The sequence below is a fragment of the Micromonospora sp. DT41 genome, assembly GCF_049841715.1.
In the GTDB taxonomy this organism is placed as follows: domain Bacteria; phylum Actinomycetota; class Actinomycetes; order Mycobacteriales; family Micromonosporaceae; genus Micromonospora; species Micromonospora profundi.
Genome location: NZ_JBNCKU010000001.1, coordinates 489,841 through 513,330 on the forward strand (window position 1 = coordinate 489,841; position 23,490 = coordinate 513,330).

Consider the following 23,490-nt stretch of genomic DNA (forward strand, 5'->3'; position numbering starts at 1 on the left):
CGGTGCCGGAGCGGCCGGATCGGTAGTACCTGTCCCGCCGCTCCTGCGATGATCTCACCGCAGGGACCGGCCGGTTGTCACTTGGCCGGCTGGGCCTTCGAGCTGACGGTGATCGTCCCGGCGGCGATGTCCGCCTTGATCTTGTCGACCTCGGCCTTCAGCTCGGCCGGAACCTTGCTGTCGAAGTCGTGGTACGGGGCGATCGAGACACCGTCGTTGGCAAGGGTGCCGACGAAGCCCGGCGTGGCCGGCAGCTTGTCGCCACCGGCGGCCTTGAGCACGGCCTCCTTGACGGCGCCCGGGATGTTCTTGACGACCGTCGTGATGATCGCGGAGCAGTCCGGGGTGCTCTCGCAGCCGTCGACGTCCACCCAGATGGTGCTGTACTTGCCACCCGAGGCCTTGGCCGCGCTCGTGGTGCCGAGACCGGCGCCACCGGCGACCGGCATGATGATGTCCGCACCCTGGGCGACAAGCGCGTCGGAGACCTTCTTGCCCTCGTCCTGCTTGTCGAAGGCGTTGGAGAAGGAACCCTTCTGGGTCTCCTTGTTCCAGCCGAGCGCCTGGACGTCCTTCTTCTTCGTGGTGTTGTAGTACGCCACACCGTCGACGAAGCCGTCCATGAAGATCGTCACCGGCGGGATCGGCAGACCACCGTAGGTGCCCACCTTGCCGGACTTGCTCATCCCGGCGGCCAGGTAGCCCGCCTGGAACGCGGCCTGGGCAGTGTCGAACTGCATCGGGTAGACGTTGTCCACGCGCGGGTTGCCGTCGACGATGCCGAAGTGCTGGTTCGGGTTCGCCTCGGCGATCTTCTTGGTGGCGGTCTCCATCAGGCCACCGACGGCCAGGATGAAGTCGCACTTCTGGTTGACGTACTGCGTCAGGTTGGGCTCGTAGTCGGCCTCAGCCTTCGACGCCACGTACTTGATGTCGATGTTGTCGTTGGCGGCCTTGGCCTCCTGCAGACCCTTCCAGGCCGACGTGTTGAACGACTTGTCGTCGATGCCGCCGACGTCGGTCACCATGCAGGCGCTGAACTTCTTGGCGCCACTGCCGGCGTTGTTGTCGTCATCGGGTGCCTCACCACAAGCGGCAGCGCCCAGCACGAGGCCACCCGCCACGAAGGCGGAGGCGATCCGCATCCCACGCACAGAGCGCAAGACGTCTCCTTCCCATTGCCCACCGCGTCATGCGCGATGGGCAGCCCTTGCGCCGGCCTGCGTGTGCCGCCGGCGTCCCACGTTACGGACGGGAGCGTACGCCCGCGCCCACCCACCGGCCGCCAATCGTGCACGACTGTTGAACGTCCGTTACCCCGGCGTAACCCTGGGGTGCGGCAAATCACTTCTCGTGCAGATCGGCGACCACGCGGGTGTCGCGAACGTCCGTTTCTCCGTGCTTCCCCAATGCCTGGCGAACTAACGCCAGAACACCGCTACTGCCGCGTTGACCAGGGTCAACCCGACGATCGCGAGGAAGTGGCCACGGTTCACGCTCTCCCGCTTACGGGAGAAGAAGACCATGACAAAGATCAGCAGTGCGAGCACCAACTTGGTAACAAGCTTTGCGGGGGCCGGCTCGTCGCCGTCGCGCAGCGGCGCGGACAGTCCGATGCCCGTGACAAGTTGGATCACCGACCCCCAGAGCATGGCGGCGTTGATCCGCAGCCGGCCGGTGATGTATTGAGCGATCCCGCCGCCGAGCAGCAGCGCGAAGCCGATCAGATGGACGTAGAGAAGGATCAGTCGAAGAGCTTCCACGCGGCCTATTGTCCCTCAACAACGACGCTTCGTAGTAGCGGCCCCGCCGTGCCGCCGCCATACCGTGACCCCATCCCCCTCGCGATCTTGCGGTTGCTGCCTCGACATGCGCGACAAAAGCCACGAAGAGCCGACCGAAACCGCAAGATCGCGGGGGCTGCGAGCGGGCGCAGTCAGGGCAGGCGCCAGACCTGGAAGGTGGGGCCGTCGGCGGGGAGAGTCACAGTGCCCTCGGTGTCGGGGCGCAGCGGCTCCGCACCGCCGTAGATGTTGTCGCCGGGCTTCAGGCCCGACAGCCGGACCGGGGCACCTGGCGCACGCCGGGCCATCACCAGCACCGTCGCGGTCGGCGCCTCGCGCAGGAAGACGAGCGTCTCCGCGTCCGCGTGCACCCACCGCAGGCCGCCGTGCCGCAACGCCGGCTCGTCGCGGCGCAGCGTCAACAACGACCGGTACGCGTCGAACGTGCGCCGGTCCCAGCTCTCCGGCCGGTGCCACGGCATCGGGGTACGCGAGCCCTCCCCGTTCGTGCCGGTGAGGCCCAGCTCGTCCCCGGCGAACACCACGGGCGTGCCGGGCATCGTGGCGAGCAGTCCGCCGGCCACCTCCTGCCGGGCGGCGTCGCCGACCACCGTGCGGATCCGGGCCGAGTCGTGCGAGCCGAGCAGCTGCCACGAGTGGGTGTACGACCGCCAGGACACCAGCGACCGGTAGGCGTTCATCGTGGCGAGCACCGCGCCCGCGTCACGCCGCCGTACCCCGCCCGGGGTGCCGAGGAAGTTCGGCACCGGGTCGTCGCCGTGGCGCAGCCAGGACCACACCGGGTCGGTGAAGCCGACGTAGTTCATGGTCCCGTGCCAGCCGTCGGCGTCCAGGTCACCGGTGTGGTCGTGGCCGTGCTCGGCGAGCAGCAGCGCGTCGGGGCGGGTCTGCGCCACGACCTCGCGCAGCAGCCGCGCCACCTCGTGGGTGTACGCGTCCGCGCCCCGCCGACCGGTCATGTTCGCCACGTCGACCCGCCAGCCGTCCAGCCCGTACGGCGGGCGCAGCCAGCGGCGCAGCAGCGAGTCCTCGGCGGTGGCGAAGCGGCGGCGCAGCTCCGTGCTGCCCCAGTTGAGCTTCGGCAGCGACTTGACGCCGTTCCAGGACTCGAAATCCCCGCCGGGCAGGTCGAAGTAGTACAGGTCGCGTTCCGGGGCGTTCACGTCGGGGACGGCGGCGGTGAACCACGCGTGGGCGTCGCCGGTGTGGTTGCTGGTGATGTCGCCGAGCAGCCGCCACCCCCGGGCGTGCACCGCGTCGGCGAGGCGGGCAAGTGCCGCGTCCCCGCCCAGCAGCGGGTCGACGGTGTCGAAGCTCGCCGCGTCGTACCTGTGGTTGGAGCGGGCCGGGAAGACCGGCGTGAGGTAGACGGTGTTGACCCCGAGCCGGTCCAGGTGGTCAAGGTGTTCGGTGACGCCGTCGAGGTCGCCGCCGTAGAGCTGGCGGGGCGTCTCCGGACCCCTGCCGATGACCGGGGTGTCCCAGTCGCAGTCGATGGCCCAGTCCGGCAGGGTGCGGCCGTCGGCGGCGGCGGAGCGGGCGAACCGGTCCGGGAAGATCTGGTAGATCACCGCGTCCCGCGCCCAGGCCGGCGGCGGGGCGTAGCTGACAAGCTTGAAGTCGCCGTTGTCGGGCACGTCGTGGTCGGCCAGGCCTGCGGCGTTCAGCCAGCGGGTGCCGTGGTCGCCGTCGAGCAGGAAACGGTAGTTGCTCACCGGGTTGCGGACCTCGACATCGGCCCGCCACCACACGTCACCGTCCTCGGTGCGGTCGATCTCGGCCTCGGCGAAGCGCGGCTCGCCGTCGCCTGTGGTGCGCACGTGCACCTGGCGGACGCCGGCGCCGGCCGGTACCCGGACGAAGACCGGCACGGTCTGCCCGAGCGCGGGTTCCTGCTCGGGGACGTAGGTGGCGGAGCCGTCGTGGTGCGGCTGGAGGGGCATGGTGCTGCCTTTCGCGTCGTACGGACAGGAAGGGGGGCGGTCACCCGCCGCGGCCGGTTCACCCGACCGCGGCGGCCCGCCCTCCGAACCGCTCCGGTGTACGTCGACACGACGCCCTTGCCGCAGCGTGAGCCGAGGAGGCTCAGCCCTTCACCGCTCCGGAGGTGAGCCCGGAGACGATGTAGCGCTGGAGCAGTTGGAACACCAGCACCGTGGGGATCGCGGTGAGCAGCGTGCCCGCCGCGAACATCCCGAAGTTGTTGTTGCGCTCGCCGGCCACCAGGCCGTACATGCCGACCGCGAGGGTCTTCGACTCGGGTTCGGTGAGGAACACGTTGGCGATGATGAACTCGTTGATCGACCCGATGAACGCGAGCAGGCCGGTCACAGCCAGGATCGGGGCCACCAGCGGCAGCATGATCCGGAAGAAGATCTGCACGTGCGACGCGCCGTCCATGGTCGCCGACTCGTCCAGCTCCTTCGGCAGGGTGTCGAAGAAGCCCTTCATCAGCCAGGTGTTCGCACCCAGCGCGCCACCCATGTAGAGCAGGAACAGGCCCCACGGGGTGTTGAAGCCGATCGACGGGTACAGGTCGGTGAGCGTGGTGAAGATCAGGAAGATCGCCACGATCGCCAGGAACTGCGGGAACATCTGGATCAGCAGCAGCGCGAGCAGGCCGACCCGGCGTCCGGAGAAACGCATCCGGGAGAACGCGTACGCGGCGAGCGACGACAGGAAGATCGACGCGAAGCTGGCCACCCCCGCCAGCAGCAGCGAGTTGAGGAACCAGTGGCCGAAGGCGGTCCGGTCGAACAGGTTGACGAAGTTCTCAAGTGACGCCCCGGTGGGCAGCAGTTCGGTGGAGGAGAGCGTGCCGAGCGGGTTGAACGCCGCCGAGATCACGAACAGGATCGGGAAGAGGCTGAACGCCACAGCCAGCACCCCGACCAGGTGCCGCCAGCCCACCTGGGCGAACCAGCGGCTGCGCGGCTGACGAACCGGCCGACGACCAGCCTGGTCACGGTTCGCCGTGGGAGTGTCCACAATGCTCGTCACGAGTACACCTCCTCCTGCTTGCGGGTCCGCCGGAAGCTGATCGCCGACACCGTCGCCACGATCGCGAAGATGAAGATCGAGACAGTGGCGGCCAGGCCGAACTCGGCACCCTGGGCGCCGAACGCCAGCCGGTAGGTGTACGTGATCAGCAGGTCGGTGGCGCCGTTTGTGGGGTTGTCCGGCGCGAACGGCCCGCCCTCGGTGGTGAACAGGATCGCGTTGACGTTGTTGAAGTTGAACGCGAACGACGCGATGAGCAGCGGCGAGAGCGCCACCAGCAGCAGCGGAAGGGTGACCGCCCGGAACGACTGCCAGGGCGAGGCGCCGTCGACCGATGTCGCCTCGGTCAGCTCCCGCGGGATGGCCTGCAACGCTCCGGTGGCGACAAGGAACATGTACGGGTAGCCGAGCCAGAGCTGCACCAGCACCACGGCGATCCGGGCCGACCAGGTGCCGCCGAACCAGTCCACGTTCAGTCCGAACAGGTTGTTGAGCAGGCCGAAGTCGGTGTTGAACATGTCCCGCCAGATCAGCAGCATCGCGAACGACGGCATCGCGTACGGCAGGATCAGCAGCACCCGGTAGAAGTTGGTGCCCTTCATCCGGGGCGAGTGCAGCGCCAGCGCGATGGCCATGCCGAGCAGGAACGTGAGGCCTGTGGAGCCGATCGCGAAGGCGAAGTTCCAGGCCAGCGTGCCGAAGAACGGCCCGGAGATGTTCGGGTCGGTGAGCACTGAGCTGAAGTTCTTCAGCCCGACGTCGACCTTCCAGCCCTGGGCGAGCCGCTCACCGTCGGCGGCGACGAAGGAGCCGGACTGCTCGTCGGCGGTCCAGGTCCTGCCGGTTTCACTGTCTCTGACGCAGTCGCACGCGTCGTCGTACGCCCGGGCGGCCTTGCCCTCGTAGGCACGGCTGAGGCCGTTGGAGCGGATCGCGCCGTCGTCGGTGGGCACGATGAGCGCGGTGACGGCGTCGCTGCGCCCGCTGGCCTGCCCGATGTTCAGCACCGTGTAGCCGTCCGCGGCGGTGATCTTGCCGCTGAGGCTGCTGACCGTGACGTCGCCGGCGTCGAGCTTGCGCAGTCCGTCCGCGTCTCCCGCGAAGATGTCCTTGGTCTTCGGGTCGCTGAGCAGGAAGACAAGCGCGCCGGTCGCCGGGTCGCCCTTGGTGGCGATGGTGAGGGCGTACTCGGTCGAGCCCGGGACCTGCTTCACCGAGGCGGTCTGGATCGCGACGATCGCGTCGTCCTTGCTGCCGCGATGGCCGTCGCCGAAGTTCGTGAACGCGGTGCTCGCCGTGTAGAGCACCGGGACGACCTGGAAGGCGATAAGGAACAGCGTGCCGGGCACCAGATACTTCGCCGGGATGTGCCGACGGCTCAGGTAGAGGTAGTACAGGCCGGCGGTGGTGACCGCCAGGATGCCCAGCCCGATCCAGTGTTCGGCCTCGATGAGCGGGAACGCCGCCCAGATCGCGATCCCGGCCACCAGGCCGAGCAGGATCACCTTGCCGACGAGGCCGGTCGCGGTGATCGGCGCGTGATGCCGCGCGGTACGGGACAGCCCAGGGCGAACGGGCTCCCGGCCCGGGGTCCTCGTGGACCCCGGGCCGGACAGCGGCGCGCTCATTACTTGATCTGACCCTGGATCGTCTTGCCTGCGGCGGTGATCGTCGTGGCCGGGTCGGCGCCGCCGATGATGGCGGCCTCCGCCTTACCGAACGGGTCCCAGATCGCGGCCATGGCCGGGATCGCCGGGAGCACGTGGCCGTTCTTGCCGGCCTCGGAGAACTTCGCCAGGTCCGGGTCCTCGCCCTTCACCTGGTCGAAGGCGGCGGTCAGCGCCGGCGGGCGCGGCTCGGCCTTGTACAGCGCGACGGCCAGCTCGGGCTTGGTCACGTAGTTGGTGACGAACTCCTGGGCCAGCGCCTTGTTCTTGCCCTTGGCGGCGACGTAGAACGCCTGGACGCCCACGAACGGCTGGGCTTCCTTGCCGTCGGCGAAGCCGGGGACCGGGGAGATGTCGTAGGAGATGTTCGCCTTCTTGGCGTCGGCGACGGCCCACGGGCCGGACACCAGGTAGGCGCACTTCTTGCTGGTGAACGTGGAGATCGCGTTCTCCGGGGTGATGGAACGCTTCAGCGCCCCGTCGCCCTTCTCACCGAGCTTGGCGATCTTCTGGAAGGCCGTGATCGACTCCGGCTTGCCCACGCCCAGGTCCTTCGGGTCGTAGTCGCCGTTGGCCGCCGTGCCGAACAGGTAGCCGCCGCCCGAGGTGTAGAGCGGGTAGATATGGTACGAGTCGCCGTTCTGGCCGGACTGGAGGCACAGGATCTCGCTGGCCTTCTTCTCGGCCTTGAGCTTCTTGCCTGCGGCGACCAGGTCCTCGATGGTCTTCGGCGCCTCGGGGGCCAGCTCGGTGTTGCGGATCAGCGCCACGTTCTCGGTGGCGTAGGGCACGCCGTAGAGCTGGCCGTTGAAGGTGACCGCCTTGACCGCTGTCTCGTTGAAGGCGCTCTTCTGCTCGGCCGGGAGCTGCACCGGGTCGATGGCGCCGTTCTGGACCAGGTTGCCGATCCAGTCGTGCGCGCCGACCACGACGTCCGGTCCGCTGCCCTGCTGGGAGGCGGTGACGAAGTTGGTCTGCAGGTCCTTGCTGACGGCCTGGACCTCGACGGTCACGCCGTTGTCCTTGCCGAACTCCTCGGCGAACGGCTTGAGGGCGGCGGTCCGCTTGTCGTCGGCCCAGATCACCAGCTTGCCGCCGGCGGCCTTGGGGGATTCGTTGGCGGCCGGCTCGTCGCTGTCGCCGCCACACCCGGAGGCGGCGAGCGCCAGGGCGAAGAGGGCGACCACACCCGCGGTACGGATGCGCATCGGTACTCCTGTCGTCATGGCGGGTCCGCCGGGGGAAGGGCGGCTCCGCCAGTGGGAACTCTGGAAGTTCTTGCCAACCGGCACAGCGATGCTGCGCCGCAGCTCTCTCATGTTGCGGGGACGTTAGCAAGAGGTTGCAGATTATGGAAGCTCTTGCAGAGGGCCGCGCAAGAACTTGCCGGTGGGCTAAAGTGCCGCCATGCGCGCTCGACTGTCCGACATCGCCCAGCAGGCTGAAGTCAGCGAGGCCACGGTGTCGCGGGTGCTCAACGACCGCCCCGGCGTGGCTCCGGAGACCCGGCAGGCAGTTCTCACAGCTCTGGACGTGCTCGGCTACGAGCGCCCGGCCCGCCTGCGCAAGCGCAGCGCCGGGCTGGTCGGCCTCGTGGTGCCGGAGCTGGACAACCCTATCTTCCCCGCGTTTGCGCAGGTCATCGAGTCCACCCTGGCGCAGAGCGGGTTCACGCCGGTGCTCTGCACGCAGACCGCCGGCGGCGTCACCGAGGACGAGTACGTGGAGATGCTGCTGGATCGGCAGGTCTCCGGGATCGTCTTCGTCTCCGGCCTGCACGCCGACACCGCCGCCAACCATGACCGCTACCGGGCGCTGCTCGCCCGGCCGCTGCCCGTCGTCATGATCAATGGGTACGTCCCCGGCATCGGCGCACCGTTCGTCTCCTGCGACGACCGGGAGGCCGCCGAACTGGCCGTGGCCCACCTCGTGGTGCTCGGGCACCGGCGGATCGGCCTGATCACCGGTCCGGACCGGTTCGTGCCGGTGCAGCGCAAGGTGGCCGGCTGGCGAGCGGCGATGACCCGGTTGGCCGGCGTCGCCGAGGCCGACCTGGGATCCTTTGCCGAGTTGTCACTGTTCGGTGTGGAGGGTGGCGAGGCGGCTGCCGGTCGTCTGCTGGATCGGGGCGTCACAGGCGTGGTCTGCGGTTCCGACCTGATGGCGCTCGGCGCGGTCCGGGCGGCGCGGCAGCGCGGCATGACCGTTCCCGGCGACCTCTCGGTGGTCGGCTACGACGACTCGCCGCTGATGGCCTTCACCGACCCGCCATTGACCACGATGCGCCAGCCGGTCGCCGCGATGGCGGTGGCAGCGGTCCGCGCCCTGGTGGACGAGATCAACGGGCATGGTGCCCCGAACTCGGAATACCTGTTCCGCCCGGAGCTCGTGGTGCGCGGCTCGACAGCTGTCGCGCCGGCTGCCGCGCAACTCTCTTACGCAAGATCTGCTTGACTCTTGCAGCAGCGGAGCGGCATATTGCTCGAATGATCAGGACTGCCCCCCTGCCCCACACCGACGACGACTGGTGGCGCTCCGCTGTCGTCTACCAGGTCTACGTGCGCAGCTTCGCCGACAGCGACGGCGACGGCGTCGGTGACCTCCAGGGCATCCGGCAGCGCCTGCCATACCTGCGCGACCTGGGCGTCGACGCGCTCTGGTTGACCCCCTTCTACACCTCCCCCATGGTCGACGGCGGGTACGACGTCGCCGACTACCGGGACGTCGACCCGATGTTCGGCACTCTCGCCGACTTCGACGCGATGATCACCGACGCGCACGCCCTCGACCTGCGCATCATCGTCGACCTGGTGCCCAACCACACCTCCAGCGCGCACCAGTGGTTCACCGCCGCCCTCGCCGCCGGCCCCGGCTCGCCCGAGCGGGCCCGCTACCTCTTCGCCGACGGTCAGGGCACGCACGGCGAGTTGCCGCCAAACGACTGGGAGAGCATCTTCGGCGGCCCCGCCTGGACCCGGGTCGCGGACGGCCAGTGGTACCTGCACCTGTTCGACCCGACCCAGCCGGACCTGAACTGGCGGCACCCGGAGGTCCGTGCCGAGTTCCTCGACGTGCTGCGGTTCTGGCTGGACCGGGGCGTGGACGGCTTCCGGATCGACGTGGCACACGGAATGATCAAGGCCGAAGGGCTGCCGGACGTCGGCTTCAGCACGATGACGACCGGCCAGCGCCAGGTCGAACTGCTCGGCAAGGGCCGACTGCCGTACTTCGACCAGGACGAGGTGCACGAGATCTACCGCACGTGGCGGCCCGTCCTGGACAGCTACCCGGGCGGTCGGATGGCGGTCGCCGAAGCGTGGGCCGAGACCCCCGAGCGGCTGGCCCGCTACATCGGCCCGGACGAGCTGCACCAGGCGTTCAGCTTCGACTTCCTCGACGCCACCTGGTCGGCCGACTCGTTCCGCAAGGTGATCGACACCGCGCTTGCCGAATCGCAGGTGGTCGGCGCGCCCACCACCTGGGTGCTGTCCAACCACGACAAGCAGCGGCACGTCACCCGCTACGGCGACGGCGCCGAAGGGCTGCGTCGGGCACGGGCCGCCAGCCTGCTGATGCTCGCCCTGCCCGGCTCCGCCTACCTCTACCAGGGCGAAGAGCTGGGCCTGCCCGAGGTCCTCGACCTCCCCGACGAGCTACGGCAGGATCCTGCGTTCCTACGTACCGGCGAGAGCCGCGACGGCTGCCGGGTGCCGATCCCGTGGAGCGGCGACCTGCCGCCGTACGGCTTCGGACCGGCCGGCAGCGAGGTGAGCTGGCTGCCCGCCCCGGCGACCTGGCGTGCCCTGTCGGTCACCGCGCAGACCGGCGTACCCGGCTCGACGCTGGAGCTGTACCGGGCCGCCCTGCGGATCCGCCGCGAGCACCCAGCGTTGGCCGTGGACGCCGGCGGGGTCGCCTGGCTGGAGGGCGAGCCGGGCGTGCTGGCCTTCTCCCGCACGGCCGGCTCGACAGTGCTGACCTGCGTGGTGAACCTCAGCGGCGCGCCGGTCCTGATCGACGGGTACGGCGAGCCGATCCTCGCCAGCGAGCCGCTCACCGGGCAGGGCTCCGGCCAACTGCTGCCCGTCGACGCAACCGCCTGGTTGGAACGGCGCTGAGCGGGTAACCGATCTGGACCTGGTCGTCCGCCGTGCCCCGCGCCGGCGGGCGACTGGGGTACCGGCCCCTTGTGGTGGGGGGTGAGGTGCACCGGCGCCACGCGGATTTCGTCCGCGTGGCGCCGGTGTCCGTCGTGACGGAGGTGACCTCATGGTGGTACGGATCGCGCAGTACACGGTCGACGTCGAGGACCTGGACGTGATGGTCGCGTTCTGGTCGGCAGCGCTCGGCTACGAGGTATTACAGGGCGACGACGGCAGCGCCAAACTCTGGCCGTCGGGGCAGCCGCCCGGTGCCGCGCCCACCGTCTGGTTGCAGGGCTCGGGCACTGCCAAACGGGGCAAGAACCGGCTGCACCTCGACCTTGTCGCCGACTCCGACCCGCAGACCGAGGTACGGCGGTTGGTGGGCCTCGGGGCACGACCCGTGGACGTCGGGCAGACCGGGGCCGAAGGGTTCACGGTGCTTGCCGACCCGGAGGGTAACGAGTTCTGCGTACTGCACTCCGAACCGGCCCGCTGAGGCTTTGCTGTCTGTCACTTGGCGGTGAGCAACGCCGCGATCCGGGTGAAGCCGGCGCGGACCTCGGCCTCGTCCGGCGGTTCGGTGGGCTCTCCGTGGCCCGCCTCGTCGACCTCGGCGTCCAACTCCTCGTCGATCACGTCCTCGAAGTCGCCGTACAGATCGGCCCCCTCGGCCTGCCGGGCCTCGTCCTCGGCGGCGACCTGGGCGGCGGCGATCTCGCTGCGGATCTCGTCGGGCGACAGCGCCGGCAGCAGCGGCTCCACCACTGCCATCAGCTGCTCGTCGGCCACCACCGCCTCGGCAAGCGCCAGCGCGTGCGGCCGCTCGTACGGCCCGCAGACCACCGGCTCCCACTCGTCGAGGTCACCGAGCGGACCGAAGGTGATGATCCACGGCAGGCCGAGCATCGGCGAGTCGGACGGCAGGTCAAGTGTCATGAGTGCGCCCACCGGCTCATCATTGCCGCTCCCGCCGGGAAGGTGGGCGTCATTCGCCTTAACGTACGTCGGACGTGGGCCGACGTGGGCGGGGTGGCCGACCTGGACCGACGTGGTTCGCCGGCGGCACTGATGGCCACGCCGACGCGCCCTCAGTGGGGACGGTCGGCCATTCGAGCGTGATGACTCTGAGGTATCAATATGCCTGAGAGTCATCAGGCGTTTCAGGGTGCCAGCGACGCCGCGGGCCACGACGTCACAGTCATCACCCGTCACGCCGACGGCCCCGTCGGGACCTGCTCGATGCGTCGGCGCAGTTGCGGCGAGGTGGAGCGAAGGCCCGTCCCGTCCCGCTCAGTCGTGGCGGATGGCGTCGAGGGCGGCGCGGACCAGGGCGAGGGCACGGTCCGGCGGGACGCCGAGCCGCCGCGCCTCGGCCGCGTACCCGGCGGCGGCCTGGTGCAGCCGGTCCAGGGCGTCATCCCGGCCGGGGGCGACGAACGTGCCGTTGCGCCCCCGGGTCTCCAACAGCCCCGCCGCTTCCAACTCCCGGTATGCCCGGGCCACGGTGTTCGCGGCCAGCCGTAGGTCGGCGGCGAGCTGCCGGACGGTCGGCAGTCGGCTGCCCACCGGCAGCCTGCCGTCGCCGATCAGCTCGGCGAGCTGCCCGCGCACCTGCTCGTACGGTGGCACCGGGGAGTCCTGGTCGACCGAGATCAGCACCTGCGCACCTTCCACGTCGTTCAGCCCGCACCACCCGGCGTACCCGGATCGGTGTCCTCTTCGAGATTCGTCGTCCGCGGCCCCTCCGCCAGGTCCATCACCCGCCCTCTCGGGCTTGTGGCGAGGAGCGCCGCTCCGAACAGCACCAGCTGGTTGAGCAGGTAAAGGTAGAGCAGCAGCCCGACCGCGCCGGCCACCACCGTGTACGCCGGGTTCCGCTCGGTGCGCACCACGTAGTACCGCCCGACCGTGTTGAGCAGCGTGATGCCGATCGCGACGACCAGCACCACCGGGCGGAGTCGGGACCGGCTCATCCGCAGCCGGGGCACCGCGACAAGCAGCGCGGCGGCGAGCACCGCGTTGACCAGAACGCTGAGCACCGCACTGATCGTGGTCAGGCCGACCGAGCCGGTGCTGCGCAGCAGGAAACGCAGCAGCGACTCCAACGCGTCCACCGCCGCCACCGACACACCGAGCAGCACGAACACGCCGATCATCACGCCGAGGTCGACGAGCCGCCGCACCACGAGGTTGCCCGGCTGCTGGTTGAGCGCGTACATCAGCCGCTGGGAGGAACGGATCGCCTCGACCCACCCGATCCCTGTGAACACCAGGATGACCAGGCCGACCACACCGACCGTGCCGCTGGAGTTGGCGATCTGCTGCGCGTCCAGGAACGGCAGGTTCTCCTTCAGGAACCCGGCCGCCGCCTCGCTGACCTCGTCGTTGTCCTCAAGGATCGCGCCGAAGATGGAGTACGCGACAAGCGCGAGGGCGAAGACCGCGAAGAACCCGTAGTAGGCGATCGCCGCGGCCAGTCGCCCGGCCAGCACCTCGGCGTAGAGCGTTCCGGCACGCCACACGTGATCGAACAGCCCTGACCGGCTGCGCGCGGCGGTCACCCAGCGGTCGATGCCCGCCTCGATGGCTCCGAACACGTTCACGCGGGTCATCCTCGCCGATCTCCCAACGCCGCCGCGGCAACCGGCTCCGAATGCTCGCCGGCCGGCGCGTCGCCGACGGTCAGTTGCCGAGGCGGAAGTCCCGGCGGGGCTGCCACCGGGCCTGCCCGCTGTGCGAAAAGAGGGTGAACGCGTCGACCTGGAACATCGCGGAGAAGTCGGCCAGATCCTCGTACACCTTGTCCAGTGCCTCCGGCGACACGTCCTGCGCCACAGTGACGTGCGGATGGTAGGGGAAGCGCAGCTCGCGGTGCACGTTCGGCGCGGCGGCGATGGCGGCGGCAAGCAACTCGCACTCGCTGATCCCTGCGGCGACCGCCACGAACACCACCTGGGTCACCGGGCGGAACGTTCCGGTGCCCCGCAGGTGCAGCGCGAACGGCGGATGCGTGGCGGCAACCTCGCCGAGGTGCCGTTCGACAGCCGGCAGGCTGGCGGTCGGGATCTCGGTCGGACCGAGCAGCGTCACGTGCGCCGGCACCGCGAGGGCGTCACCGGCCTCGACACGCCGCCGGGTGAGCTGACTCCCCCATGGCTCGGGGATGTCCACCGCGATGCCGATCTGGATGGTGTCGCCGGACGGCATCACCCCGCCACTGCGATCCACGCTCCGCGCCGCCTCTTGCGCCACCGACCCGCCCACCTGTCCCGCGGCGCTATTCGCCGCGCACCGGCGGGAAGAACCCGACCCGCTCGTACGCGGACCGCAGCGTCGCCCCGGCCACCGACCGGGCCTTCTCCGCGCCGGCGGCGAGCAGCTTGTCCAGCTGTGCCGGGTCGTCGAGGTAGGTGCGGGTGCGCTCCTGGATCGGGCGGACGAAGTCGGCCACCACCTCGGCCAGGTCCTTCTTCAGATCGCCGTAACCACGACCGGCGTACGCGGCGACCAACTCGTCGATGCTGCGCCCGCTGAGCGCTGAGTGGATGGTCAGCAGGTTGGACACGCCGGGCTTGGTCTCGGCGTCGAAGACGATCTCCCGGCCGGTGTCGGTCACCGCGGAGCGGATCTTCTTGGCCGACCGGGCCGGGTCCTCCAGGAGGTCGATGATGCCGGCCGGCGAGGACGACGACTTGGACATCTTCGCTGTCGGGTCCTGCAAGTCGGTGATCTTCGCAGTGTCCTTGACGATGTGCGGCGCGGGGACGGTGAACGTCGCGCCGAACAGAGAGTTGAACCGCTGAGCCAGGTCCCGGGACAGCTCCAGGTGCTGCCGCTGGTCCTCGCCGACCGGCACCGCGTTGGCCTGGTAGAGCAGGATGTCGGCGGCCTGCAGGACCGGGTAGGTGAACAGGCCGACGCTTGCCCGCTCGTTGCCCTGCTTCTGCGACTTGTCCTTGAACTGGGTCATCCGGCTGGCCTCGCCGAAGCCGGTGATGCAGCCCAGCACCCAGGCCAGCTGCGGGTGCTCGGGCACCTGCGACTGCACGAACAGGGTGCTGCGGTCCGGGTCGAGACCGACCGCGAAGAGCTGGGCGGCCGCCACCCTGGTCCGCTGGCGCAGCACCGCCGGATCGTGGCCCGCGGTGATGGCGTGCAGGTCCACGACGCAGTAGAACGCGTCGTGCGTCTCCTGCAACGCCACCCAGTGCCGCACGGCCCCCAGGTAGTTGCCGAGGTGGAACGAGTCGGCCGTCGGCTGGATGCCGGAGAAGACGCGCGGGCGGGCGGAGACGTCGGGCATGGCGACAATTCTGTCAGCAAGCGACCGGGTGCGTCATGACGGGCCGGCGGGTCGGCCACGGCCCGCCGATGCCGGGGCGCTGACCTCGCCCGGCTCCCCCGCCCCGAAACGTCGTGTCGCCGCGGCTGCGGGCCCGCCCTGCCGCGCGGCGTAGCTCTCCCGAGGCGGCGCCGTCCCACCGTCGCGGGCCGGCCCTTCATCGACACCGCCGACCGCCCGCGGGGCGGCGGCCTCGCGCCGCTGGTCCGGCATGCGCACGGCCGAGACCGCGAGCCGGGCGACCCGACGCCCGTCCAGTGCCAGCACGCGCAGCAGCCAACCGCCGGGTGGGTCCCCCGGATCGAGCCCGCCGTCATCGGCCGGCCCGGCGGGCACCGTCGCCTCGTCGCCGGTCAGCGGCAGCCGGCCCAGCGCTGCCATCACGTACCCGCCGACCGTCTCGTACGGCCCGGCGGGCAGCACCACACCTGTCCGCTCGGCGAAGTCGGCGAGGTTGAGCCGACCGTCCACCACCGCCGGAAGGCCGCCGTGCACCGGGTCGGGCGCGGTGTCGTACTCGTCGTGGATCTCCCCGACGAGTTCCTCGATCAGGTCCTCCAGCGTGACGATCCCGGCGGTGCCGCCGTACTCGTCGATCACCACCGCCAGGTGGTGACGCTCCCGGCGCATCTCGGTGAGCGCGGCCAGCACCCGTTTGCTCCCGGGCAGCCGCTTGACCTCGCGGGTCAGCTCGCCGACGGTGGCGCAGGGGTCGGTGTCCGGACGCAGCAGCACGTCGCGCAGGTGCACGAAACCGACCACGTCGTCGTGGGTGCCGTCGGTGACCGGGTAGCGGGTGTGCGTCTCGGCGCGGACCAGCCGGGCCGCCTCGGCGATGGTCAGCCGGGCCGGCAGGAAGACCACCTCGGTGCGGGGCATCATCACCTCGCGGACCAGGCTGGCGCCGGCCGCCAGGACCTCGTCGATGATCCGCCGCTCGTCCGGGTCGAGCACCGTGTTCGCCGCGACCAGGTCGCGCAGGTCGGCCTCGGAGATGCGCTCCCGGCCGGCCGCCGGGCCGGCTCCGAGCAGGTCGGTGACGAGACGGCTGGCGCCGTCGGCGGCGCGGACCAGTACCCGGGCAACAGCCCGGGCGAGCGGGCCGGGATCGCGGCGGGGTCGCCCCCGCGCGCGTCGCCGGAGCCCGGCACGGGCCACATCCCGCATGACAGAGATGGTAGACACCGTTGGCCCGTCGCACGTGGGATCACGGAGAGCCGCCATGTTCGGCTCTGTTTAGACGTGAGAGATTATGATGGAATGGGTTGGCGGCGCGACCGGTCGAGGTGCCCCGCACAGCCGTAGGGTGATCATCAAGGACCGCGTCCCGGCGGGCCAGGCAGGAGGCAACGACGTGAAACTGCTCGTCACCGGGGGCGCCGGCTTCATCGGCAGCGTCGTCACCCGAATGCTGCTCGACGCCGGGCACCAAGTCGTCGTCCTGGACGACCTGCGCACCGGCCACCGCGAGGCACTCGCTCCGGACGCCACCCACGTCGAGACGTCCATTCACGACGCCGCCCAGGTCGTCACTCCCGACGCCGGGTTCGACGGGGTGCTGCACTTCGCCGCCCTGATCGCCGCCGGCGAGTCGATGGTCAAGCCGGAGCTGTACTGGCAGAACAACACAGTCGGCACGCTCGCCCTGATCGACGCGGTCCGGGCCGCCGGGGTGCCCCGGATGGTCTTCTCCTCCACCGCCGCCGTGTACGGCAACCCCACCGAACTCCCCATCACGGAGACCGCCGTCAAGGCGCCCACGAACACGTACGGCGCCACGAAGCTCGCCGTCGACATGGCACTCACCTCCGAGGCCATCGCGCACGGGCTGGCCGCCGTCTCGCTGCGCTATTTCAACGTCGCGGGCGCGCACCTCGTCGGCGATGTCGCGCTGGGCGAGCGGCACGACCCGGAGACGCACCTGATCCCCATCGCGTTGGAAGTCGCCGCCGGCCGGCGGGAGAAGCTCCAACTCTTTGGCGACGACTACCCCACCGTGGACGGCACCTGCGTCCGCGACTACATCCACGTCGCCGACCTGGCCCGCGCCCACCTGCTGGCGCTTGACGCCGCCACCGGTGGTCAGCACCGTGTCTACAACCTGGGCAACGGCAACGGCTTCACCAACCGGCAGGTCGTCGACGTGGTCCGCGAGGTCACCGGCCATCCGGTACCGGTCGAGGTCGCGCCGCGCCGCGAGGGCGACCCCGCCGAGCTTGTCGCCTCCTCCGCGCTGGCCCGCGACGAGTTGGGTTGGGAGCCGCAGAAGCCGACCCTGCACGACATGGTCGGTGACGCCTGGGCGTTCTACCGCACGCACGTCCTGGAGCAGCGCCCGTGACCGGTGACGTGGCCGAGCGGGCCGCCGCAGGCTTCACCGAGCTGTACGGCGTCGAGCCGACCGGCCGTTGGGCAGCACCGGGTCGGGTCAACCTGATCGGCGAGCACACCGACTACAACGACGGGTTCGTGCTTCCCTTCGCGCTGCCGCTGCGTACCGTCGTCGCCGCCGACCGGCAGGCCGACGAAAGCTGGACGGTCTGGTCCGAGCTCTCCGGCGAGACCATCACCTTCGGCGCGGACGACGTGGCCGAGCCGGGCCGGGTGACAGGCTGGGGCGCGTACGTCGCGGGGGTCGTGTGGGCCTTGCGCGACGCCGGCCACCCGGTGCCCGGCGCCCGGCTGGCGATCGCCTCCGACGTGCCGCTGGGCTCGGGGCTCTCCTCGTCGGCGGCGCTGGAGGCGGCGGTGCTCGCCGCGCTGCTCGACCTCGGCGGGTTGGAGTTGCCCGCCGAACGGCAGCCACGGCTGGCGCAGCGGGCGGAGAACGTCTACGTCGGTGCGCCGACAGGCATCATGGACCAGTCCGCGGTGATCCGGTGCCGGGCCGGGCACGCGCTCTTTCTCGACTGCCGCGACGAGTCCGTCGAGCACATCCCGTTCGACCTCGACGCCGCCGGGCTGGCGGTGCTCGTCATCGACAGCCGGGCGCCGCACCGGCACGCCGACGGCGAGTACGCCGACCGCCGCCGGTCCTGCGAGACGGCGGCCAGGGCGCTCGGTGTTCCCGCGCTGCGCGACGTGACCGTCGACCAGCTCGACGCCGCGCTGGCCCGCCTCGACGACGAGGTGACCCGGCGGCGGGTCCGGCACGTGGTCACCGAGGACCAGCGTGTGCTCGACACTGTCGCGCTGCTCCGCGCGGGCCGGGTACGGGACATCGGCCCGCTGCTCACCGCCTCGCACGTCTCGATGCGCGACGACTTCGAGATCACCGTTCCGGAGATCGACACGGCAGTCGAGGCTGCGCTGGCGGCCGGCGCGCTCGGCGCCCGGATGACCGGCGGCGGCTTCGGTGGCTGCGTCCTCGCCCTGGTCGACGCCGGCCGCGCCGAAGCGGTGGCGACCGCCGTCAGGACGGCCTACGCCGAGCGCGGCTTCACCACCCCCGACACCCTGACGGTCCTCCCCGCCCCCGGCGCAACCCGCCTCGACTAACCCCCGACCTGCCGCACCCCTGCACCCCTGCATCCCTGCACCCCCGCGATCTTGCAGTTTCTGCCGCGACAATTCCCCTACAAGAGGGCAGAACGGCGACCGAAACTGCAAGATCGCGGGGGGCGGTAGGCGGGGGCGGGGTTAGGCCGCTTCGACGATCATTGCCGCGCCCACTGTGCGGTTGGTTGCCTCGTCGATGATGACGAAGCCTCCGGTGGTGCGGTTGCGGCGGTACTCGTCGGCCAGCAGCGGCACCGTGGTGCGCAGTCGTACCCGACCGATCTCGTTGAGACGCAGCTCGTCGGCCGACTCGTCACGGTGCAGCGAGTTGATGTCCAGCCGGTAGTGCAGCCCGCGCACGATCGCCCGCGCCGAGCGCGTGGTGTGCTTGATCGCGTACCGGCCGCCGACCCGCAACGGACGGGTCTCGTCCATCCAGCAGACCATCGCCTCGATGTCCTGGGCGACCGCTGGCGCGTTGTTCGGCCGGCAGATCATGTCGCCCCGGGAGATGTCGATCTCGTCGGCCAGTCGTACCGTCACCGACATCGGCGGGAACGCCTCCGCGACGGGCCCGTCGGCGGTCTCCACGGCGGCGATCCGGCTGGTGAAGCCGGACGGCAGCACCATCACCTCGTCACCGGGCTTGAGCACACCCGAGGCGACCTGGCCGGCGTAGCCGCGGTAGTCGGTGACAGTGGTGGACTGCGGCCGGATCACGTACTGCACGGGGAACCGCACGTCGACCAGGTTGCGGTCGCTGGCGATGTGCACCCGTTCCAGGTGGTGCAGCAGCGACGGGCCCTCGTACCACTGCATGTTCTCCGACCGGGACACGATGTTGTCGCCGCGCAGCGCGGAGACCGGCACCACCGTCAGGTCCGGCACGTCGAGCTTCGCGGCGAACGCCGTGAACTCGTCGGCGATCCGCTCGAAGACCTCCTGCGACCAGTCCACCAGGTCCATCTTGTTGACACACAGCACCAGGTGCGGCACCCGCAGCAGCGAGCAGAGGAACGCGTGCCGGCGGGACTGCTCGACAAGGCCCTTACGCGCGTCCACCAGGATCAACGCCAGGTCGGCCGTCGACGCCCCGGTGACCATGTTGCGGGTGTACTGGATGTGCCCCGGGGTGTCGGCGATGATGAACTTGCGCCGTGGCGTGGCGAAGTACCGGTACGCCACGTCGATCGTGATGCCCTGTTCCCGCTCGGCCCGCAGACCGTCGGTGAGCAACGCCAGGTTGGTGTACTCGTCGCCACGGGCCGCGCTCACCGCCTCCACGGCGGCGAGCTGGTCGGTGAAGAGCGACTTGGTGTCGTAGAGCAGCCGCCCGATGAGTGTCGACTTGCCGTCGTCCACGCTGCCTGCGGTGGCGAACCGCAGCAGGTCCATCGGCCGCGCCTCCGATGTGGCCTCGGCGGCGGCCGGGGCCACGATCTCGGTGGTCATCAGAAGTACCCCTCCCGCTTGCGGTCCTCCATGGCGGCCTCGCTGACCCGGTCGTCACCACGGGTCGCGCCACGCTCGGTGATCCGGGTGGCGGCCACCTCCTCGATGACCTTCTCCACGGTGTCCGCGTCCGACCGGACGGCGGCGGTGCAGGAGGCATCACCGACGGTGCGGTAGCGCACCTGCGCCTTGAACCGCTCCTCGCCCGCGCGAGGGCGGAAGAACTCGTTGACCGCGTAGACCATGCCGTCGCGCTCGATCACCTCACGCTCGTGCGCGTAGTAGATCGACGGCAGGGGAATCCGTTCCCGGGCGATGTAGTGCCAGACGTCCAGCTCGGTCCAGTTGGACAGCGGGAAGACCCGGATCGACTCACCCGGGTGGTGCCGGCCGTTGTAGAGCGACCACAGCTCCGGCCGCTGGTTCTTCGGGTCCCACTGGCCGAACTCGTCGCGGAAGCTGAACACCCGCTCCTTGGCCCGCGCCTTCTCCTCGTCCCGGCGGGCGCCACCGAACAGCGCGTCGAAGCGGTGCTTCTCCACCGCCTCCAGCAGCACCGGCGTCTGGATCCGGTTGCGCATCCCGTCGCCGGACTCCCGGACCAGCCCACTGGCCAGAGCCTCCGGCACGCTCGCCACAACGAGCTGCAACCCCAGCTCGGCGACCCGCTGGTCGCGGTATTCGAGCACCTCGGGGAAGTTGTGCCCGGTGTCGACGTGCATCACGGGAAAGGGGATGTTGGCCGGGGCGAACGCCTTCTGCGCCAGCCGCAGCATGACGATCGAGTCCTTGCCGCCGGAGAAGAGCAGCACCGGGCGTTCCATCTCGGCGACCACCTCGCGCATCACGAAGATGCTCTCCGCCTCAAGGGCGTCCAGGTGGGAGACCCGGTAGGCGGCGGGGGCGCTCATGACCGCGGCTCGATTCGCTTGCTCATCCGATTTCCAGACCTTTCCGGTCGGGCATGTCAAGAAGTCCGCTCAGGCTACCCGGAATGCCTCTGCAACGCTGCAAGCAACCGACTGGCGAGATCTTTGCGACAGACCAGCAGGTCCGGAAGGCGCGGATCCGCCTCGTTGTATCGAAGCGCAGAACCGTCGATCCGGGAAGCGTGCAGGCCGGTGGCCGTCGCCACAGCGACCGGAGCAGCCGAGTCCCACTCGTACTGCCCGCCGGCGTGGATGTACGCGTCCACCTCGCCGGTCACCACAGCGGCGATCTTCGCGCCGGCCGAACCCATCGGCACCAGGTGCGCGCCCACGTCGTCGGCCAGGTCGGTGAGGAACACCGGCGGGCGGCTCCGACTCGCCGCCAGGCGGATCTTCCGCTCGCCGGCCGTCGCCGCCTCCACAGTCATCGGCGGGTACGCCGGCGGGTAGTCGGTGCCCAGCACCCGGTGCTGCGCCGGCAGCCCCACCGCCCCGGCGACCAGCCCGTGCCCGCTCGGCGCGTTGCGTGCCCAGAGGGCGATGTGCACCGCCCAGTCCGAGCGGCCCTCCTCGGAGAACTCCCGGGTACCGTCCAACGGGTCGATGATCCACACCCGGTCGGCGGCCAGCCGGGACACCGCCTCGGCGTTCACCTCGGCCGCCCAGGCCAGCCGCGAGCCCTCGTCCTCCTCGGACAGCACCGCGTCCCCAGGCCGCCACTTCGCCAGCTCCGTGCGGATCAGGTCGTGCGACACCTTGTCACCGGCCGACTTCAGCGCGCCGGCGTCCGCGAAACCCAACTCCTCGCGCAGGGCGAGCAGCGCCTGGCCAGCCCGGGAAGCCAACCACCTCGCGAACGCGCCGTCGATCATCGGAGGACTGCCCATCTGACGCACCCTTCGCCTCGCCCGCGTCCCGCGCCGCACGGACCGATTGGCCACGACCCGCTTCGCTTGTCGCGGCACCCCGAAGGCGCAGACTACCGGCCCACCATTTCCGATCAGGTACGGCCCGCCCTGCTCAACCGCCGTGGTAGAGGTTCTGGGTGGGCTCCACGCCCTTGAGGATCACCGACTCCACCACGTCGGCAGCCCTGTCCACCAGGAAATCCAACTCCTTGCGCTCCGCCGCGCCGAAATCCGACAGCACATAATCCGCAGGATCCTGCCGACCCGGCGGGCGGCCGACTCCGAACCGCACCCGGACGTAGTCCTTCGTGCCCAACGACTTGGACATCGACCGCAGGCCGTTGTGCCCGCCCTCGCCGCCGCCGCACTTGATCCGCACCTGACCGAAACCGATGTCCAGCTCGTCGTGCACAGCGATCACCTGCGCCGGAGGCACCTTGTAGAACTGCGACAACGCCGCGACCGGCCCACCCGAAAGGTTCATGTACGTCAGCGGCTTGGCAAGCACCAACTTCGGCCCGCCGAACCCCAGCCGCCCCTCGGCGACCTCAGCCACAGCCCGCTTGTGGCGGCCGAACCGCGCGCCCACCCGCCCGGCCAGCAGGTCGGCCACCATGAACCCGACGTTGTGCCGGTTCCCGGCGTACTCCCGACCGGGGTTGCCCAGGCCGACCACAAGCCACGGCCCCGCCTCGTCCGTCACGACCTGATCCCCTTCGCAGTTCCGCCCGACCGACCCCGACACGCCAGCAGGCGCCCCCGAATCCTCGGGGACGCCTGCCGCATCGTACGAACCGATCAGGCCTCGGTGCGCGCCTCGGTGTTCTCGGCGCCCTCGGCGGCCGGAGCGGCGTCCGCGTCCTCGGAGCCCTCGGTGACCTCGCCGACCTCGGCGTCAGCCTCCTCGGTGGCCTCCTCGACGTCGGGCAGCGTCGCCTCGAGCTGCTCGGCGGTCGGGGCGGCGGTCACGGCGGCGACCGGCAGCGACGGGTCGACAGCCAGCTCGACACCGCCGGGCAGCTCGACGTCGCCGGCGGTCACCTGGGAACCGGCCTCCAGTCCCTCGATGGAGGCCTCGAGGTGGTCCGGCACCTTCGTGGCGTCGGCGGTCACCGAGAGGGTGTCGTGGTCGTGCACGATCAGGGTGTCCCGGGCGGCCTCACCGGTCAGCTGGACCGGGACCTCAACGGTGACCTTCTCGCCCCGGCGGACCAGGATGAGGTCCACGTGCTCGAAGCTGTCCCGGATCGGGTCGCGCTGGATCGCCTTCGGCAGCGCCAGCACCTGGGTGCCGTCGGTGATGTCGATCGCGAAGAGCTGGTTGGCGCCGCCCTTACGGATGGCCGCGGCGAACTCCCGCGACGGCAGCGCGATGTGCTTGGGCTTCTCGCCGTGGCCGTACAGCACGGCTGGCACCTTGCCGGCCCGGCGGGTACGGCGGGCACCACCCTTGCCGAACTCGGTGCGGGGCTCGGCGCTGATCTTTACCTCGGACACGGGGAAACTCCTGATACTTTCGCTGCGGCGGCTTGTCGTCTGGCGGTGCTGGGCGAGGGGCTCGCTGGGGCTCATGCGTCATGAACGACTGCCCGGAGCACCGCGTCGATGACGGTGCCTCCGTGCGGCGCTCTTTCAGCGGCCCGCCGGGCACCCTCGCCGTGGCAACCGCACCAGTCTACCCGAGGTGATTCCGCGGTTCGCGGCAGTCCCCGGTCACCGCCGCGAGCCGGCCCACCGACGGCTC

Annotated in this window: 22 protein-coding genes; 5 read left to right on the top strand and 17 right to left on the bottom strand. The window is 70.3% G+C overall.

Annotated elements, in window-relative coordinates; genetic code table 11:
* Positions 1-77 precede the first annotated feature (77 nt).
* From ACLQ23_RS02175 to ACLQ23_RS02200, 6 genes are all read right to left on the bottom strand, one after another.
* Complete coding sequence (locus tag ACLQ23_RS02175) at positions 78-1,145, bottom strand: BMP family lipoprotein (RefSeq protein WP_355592852.1); 1,068 nt, start codon at positions 1,143-1,145, stop codon at positions 78-80.
* Between the two features lie 276 nt (positions 1,146-1,421).
* Positions 1,422-1,763, bottom strand: coding sequence for a hypothetical protein (locus ACLQ23_RS02180; protein WP_355592600.1), 342 nt, complete (start codon positions 1,761-1,763; stop codon positions 1,422-1,424).
* Between the two features lie 173 nt (positions 1,764-1,936).
* Complete coding sequence (locus ACLQ23_RS02185; RefSeq protein WP_425880275.1) at positions 1,937-3,748, bottom strand: glycoside hydrolase family 13 protein; 1,812 nt, start codon at positions 3,746-3,748, stop codon at positions 1,937-1,939.
* Positions 3,749-3,890: 142 nt separating this feature from the next.
* Positions 3,891-4,805, bottom strand: coding sequence for a sugar ABC transporter permease (locus ACLQ23_RS02190; protein WP_355592604.1), 915 nt, complete (start codon positions 4,803-4,805; stop codon positions 3,891-3,893).
* On the bottom strand, positions 4,802-6,433 hold the full coding sequence (locus tag ACLQ23_RS02195) for an ABC transporter permease subunit (RefSeq protein ID WP_425880276.1): 1,632 nt from the start codon (positions 6,431-6,433) through the stop codon (positions 4,802-4,804). Before ACLQ23_RS02195 ends, ACLQ23_RS02190 begins: the two co-directional genes overlap by 4 nt.
* A complete protein-coding gene (locus ACLQ23_RS02200) occupies positions 6,433-7,680 on the bottom strand; it encodes a sugar ABC transporter substrate-binding protein (RefSeq protein WP_355592608.1) in 1,248 nt (415 codons plus the stop codon). Before ACLQ23_RS02200 ends, ACLQ23_RS02195 begins: the two co-directional genes overlap by 1 nt.
* 199 nt (positions 7,681-7,879) lie before the next feature.
* Here ACLQ23_RS02200 and ACLQ23_RS02205 point away from each other — a divergent pair, with 199 nt between their 5' ends.
* From ACLQ23_RS02205 to ACLQ23_RS02215, 3 genes are all read left to right on the top strand, one after another.
* Positions 7,880-8,926, top strand: coding sequence for a LacI family DNA-binding transcriptional regulator (locus ACLQ23_RS02205; protein ID WP_425734704.1), 1,047 nt, complete (start codon positions 7,880-7,882; stop codon positions 8,924-8,926).
* A 32-nt stretch (positions 8,927-8,958) separates the two neighbouring features.
* Positions 8,959-10,590: a glycoside hydrolase family 13 protein gene (locus ACLQ23_RS02210; protein WP_425734703.1), complete on the top strand. Its 1,632-nt coding sequence runs from the start codon at positions 8,959-8,961 to the stop codon at positions 10,588-10,590.
* A gap of 151 nt (positions 10,591-10,741) precedes the next feature.
* A complete protein-coding gene (locus ACLQ23_RS02215) occupies positions 10,742-11,113 on the top strand; it encodes a VOC family protein (protein ID WP_355592614.1) in 372 nt (123 codons plus the stop codon).
* 14 nt (positions 11,114-11,127) lie between these two features.
* On the opposite strand, the gene ACLQ23_RS02220 is transcribed toward ACLQ23_RS02215, so the two are convergent.
* The 6 genes from ACLQ23_RS02220 to ACLQ23_RS02245 all read right to left on the bottom strand — a co-directional run bounded on the left by ACLQ23_RS02220 (position 11,128) and on the right by ACLQ23_RS02245 (position 16,126).
* Entirely contained in the window at positions 11,128-11,565 is a 438-nt protein-coding gene (locus ACLQ23_RS02220; protein ID WP_355592616.1) for a hypothetical protein, read from the bottom strand.
* 342 nt (positions 11,566-11,907) lie between these two features.
* Entirely contained in the window at positions 11,908-12,276 is a 369-nt protein-coding gene (locus ACLQ23_RS02225; protein ID WP_355592618.1) for a GntR family transcriptional regulator, read from the bottom strand.
* A 20-nt stretch (positions 12,277-12,296) separates the two neighbouring features.
* Positions 12,297-13,220 (bottom strand): YhjD/YihY/BrkB family envelope integrity protein, encoded by a 924-nt coding sequence (locus tag ACLQ23_RS02230; RefSeq protein ID WP_355592620.1) that lies wholly within the window; start codon positions 13,218-13,220, stop codon positions 12,297-12,299.
* Positions 13,221-13,299: 79 nt separating this feature from the next.
* A complete protein-coding gene (locus tag ACLQ23_RS02235; RefSeq protein WP_355592853.1) occupies positions 13,300-13,824 on the bottom strand; it encodes a 2'-5' RNA ligase family protein in 525 nt (174 codons plus the stop codon).
* Positions 13,825-13,894: 70 nt separating this feature from the next.
* Positions 13,895-14,920 carry a tryptophan--tRNA ligase gene (gene trpS, locus ACLQ23_RS02240; protein WP_053659268.1) on the bottom strand — a complete coding sequence of 342 codons (1,026 nt, stop codon included), beginning with the start codon at positions 14,918-14,920 and terminating at the stop codon, positions 13,895-13,897.
* 33 nt (positions 14,921-14,953) lie between these two features.
* The gene (locus tag ACLQ23_RS02245) at positions 14,954-16,126 is read right to left on the bottom strand and encodes a hemolysin family protein (RefSeq protein ID WP_425734699.1); all 1,173 of its coding nucleotides are present in this window, start codon (positions 16,124-16,126) and stop codon (positions 14,954-14,956) included.
* 187 nt (positions 16,127-16,313) lie between these two features.
* Between ACLQ23_RS02245 and galE the strand changes: the two genes are divergently transcribed.
* Together galE and galK are read left to right on the top strand one after the other, a co-directional pair.
* Positions 16,314-17,300 (top strand): UDP-glucose 4-epimerase GalE, encoded by a 987-nt coding sequence (gene galE / locus ACLQ23_RS02250; RefSeq protein WP_355592622.1) that lies wholly within the window; start codon positions 16,314-16,316, stop codon positions 17,298-17,300.
* Positions 17,297-18,457, top strand: a complete 1,161-nt coding sequence (gene galK / locus ACLQ23_RS02255; RefSeq protein ID WP_355592624.1) for a galactokinase — start codon at positions 17,297-17,299, stop codon at positions 18,455-18,457. The genes galE and galK overlap by 4 nt, the downstream gene beginning before the upstream one ends.
* 141 nt (positions 18,458-18,598) lie before the next feature.
* On the opposite strand, the gene ACLQ23_RS02260 is transcribed toward galK, so the two are convergent.
* The 5 genes from ACLQ23_RS02260 to ACLQ23_RS02280 all read right to left on the bottom strand — a co-directional run bounded on the left by ACLQ23_RS02260 (position 18,599) and on the right by ACLQ23_RS02280 (position 23,243).
* Complete coding sequence (locus tag ACLQ23_RS02260) at positions 18,599-19,909, bottom strand: sulfate adenylyltransferase subunit 1 (RefSeq protein ID WP_355592626.1); 1,311 nt, start codon at positions 19,907-19,909, stop codon at positions 18,599-18,601.
* Positions 19,909-20,820 carry a sulfate adenylyltransferase subunit CysD gene (gene cysD, locus ACLQ23_RS02265; RefSeq protein WP_053659260.1) on the bottom strand — a complete coding sequence of 304 codons (912 nt, stop codon included), beginning with the start codon at positions 20,818-20,820 and terminating at the stop codon, positions 19,909-19,911. Before cysD ends, ACLQ23_RS02260 begins: the two co-directional genes overlap by 1 nt.
* A gap of 74 nt (positions 20,821-20,894) precedes the next feature.
* Positions 20,895-21,725, bottom strand: coding sequence for an inositol monophosphatase family protein (locus ACLQ23_RS02270; RefSeq protein WP_355592628.1), 831 nt, complete (start codon positions 21,723-21,725; stop codon positions 20,895-20,897).
* A 133-nt stretch (positions 21,726-21,858) separates the two neighbouring features.
* Complete coding sequence (gene pth / locus ACLQ23_RS02275) at positions 21,859-22,449, bottom strand: aminoacyl-tRNA hydrolase (protein ID WP_355592630.1); 591 nt, start codon at positions 22,447-22,449, stop codon at positions 21,859-21,861.
* A gap of 95 nt (positions 22,450-22,544) precedes the next feature.
* Positions 22,545-23,243 carry a 50S ribosomal protein L25/general stress protein Ctc gene (locus ACLQ23_RS02280; RefSeq protein WP_355592632.1) on the bottom strand — a complete coding sequence of 233 codons (699 nt, stop codon included), beginning with the start codon at positions 23,241-23,243 and terminating at the stop codon, positions 22,545-22,547.
* Between the last annotated feature and the right edge of the window lie 247 nt (positions 23,244-23,490).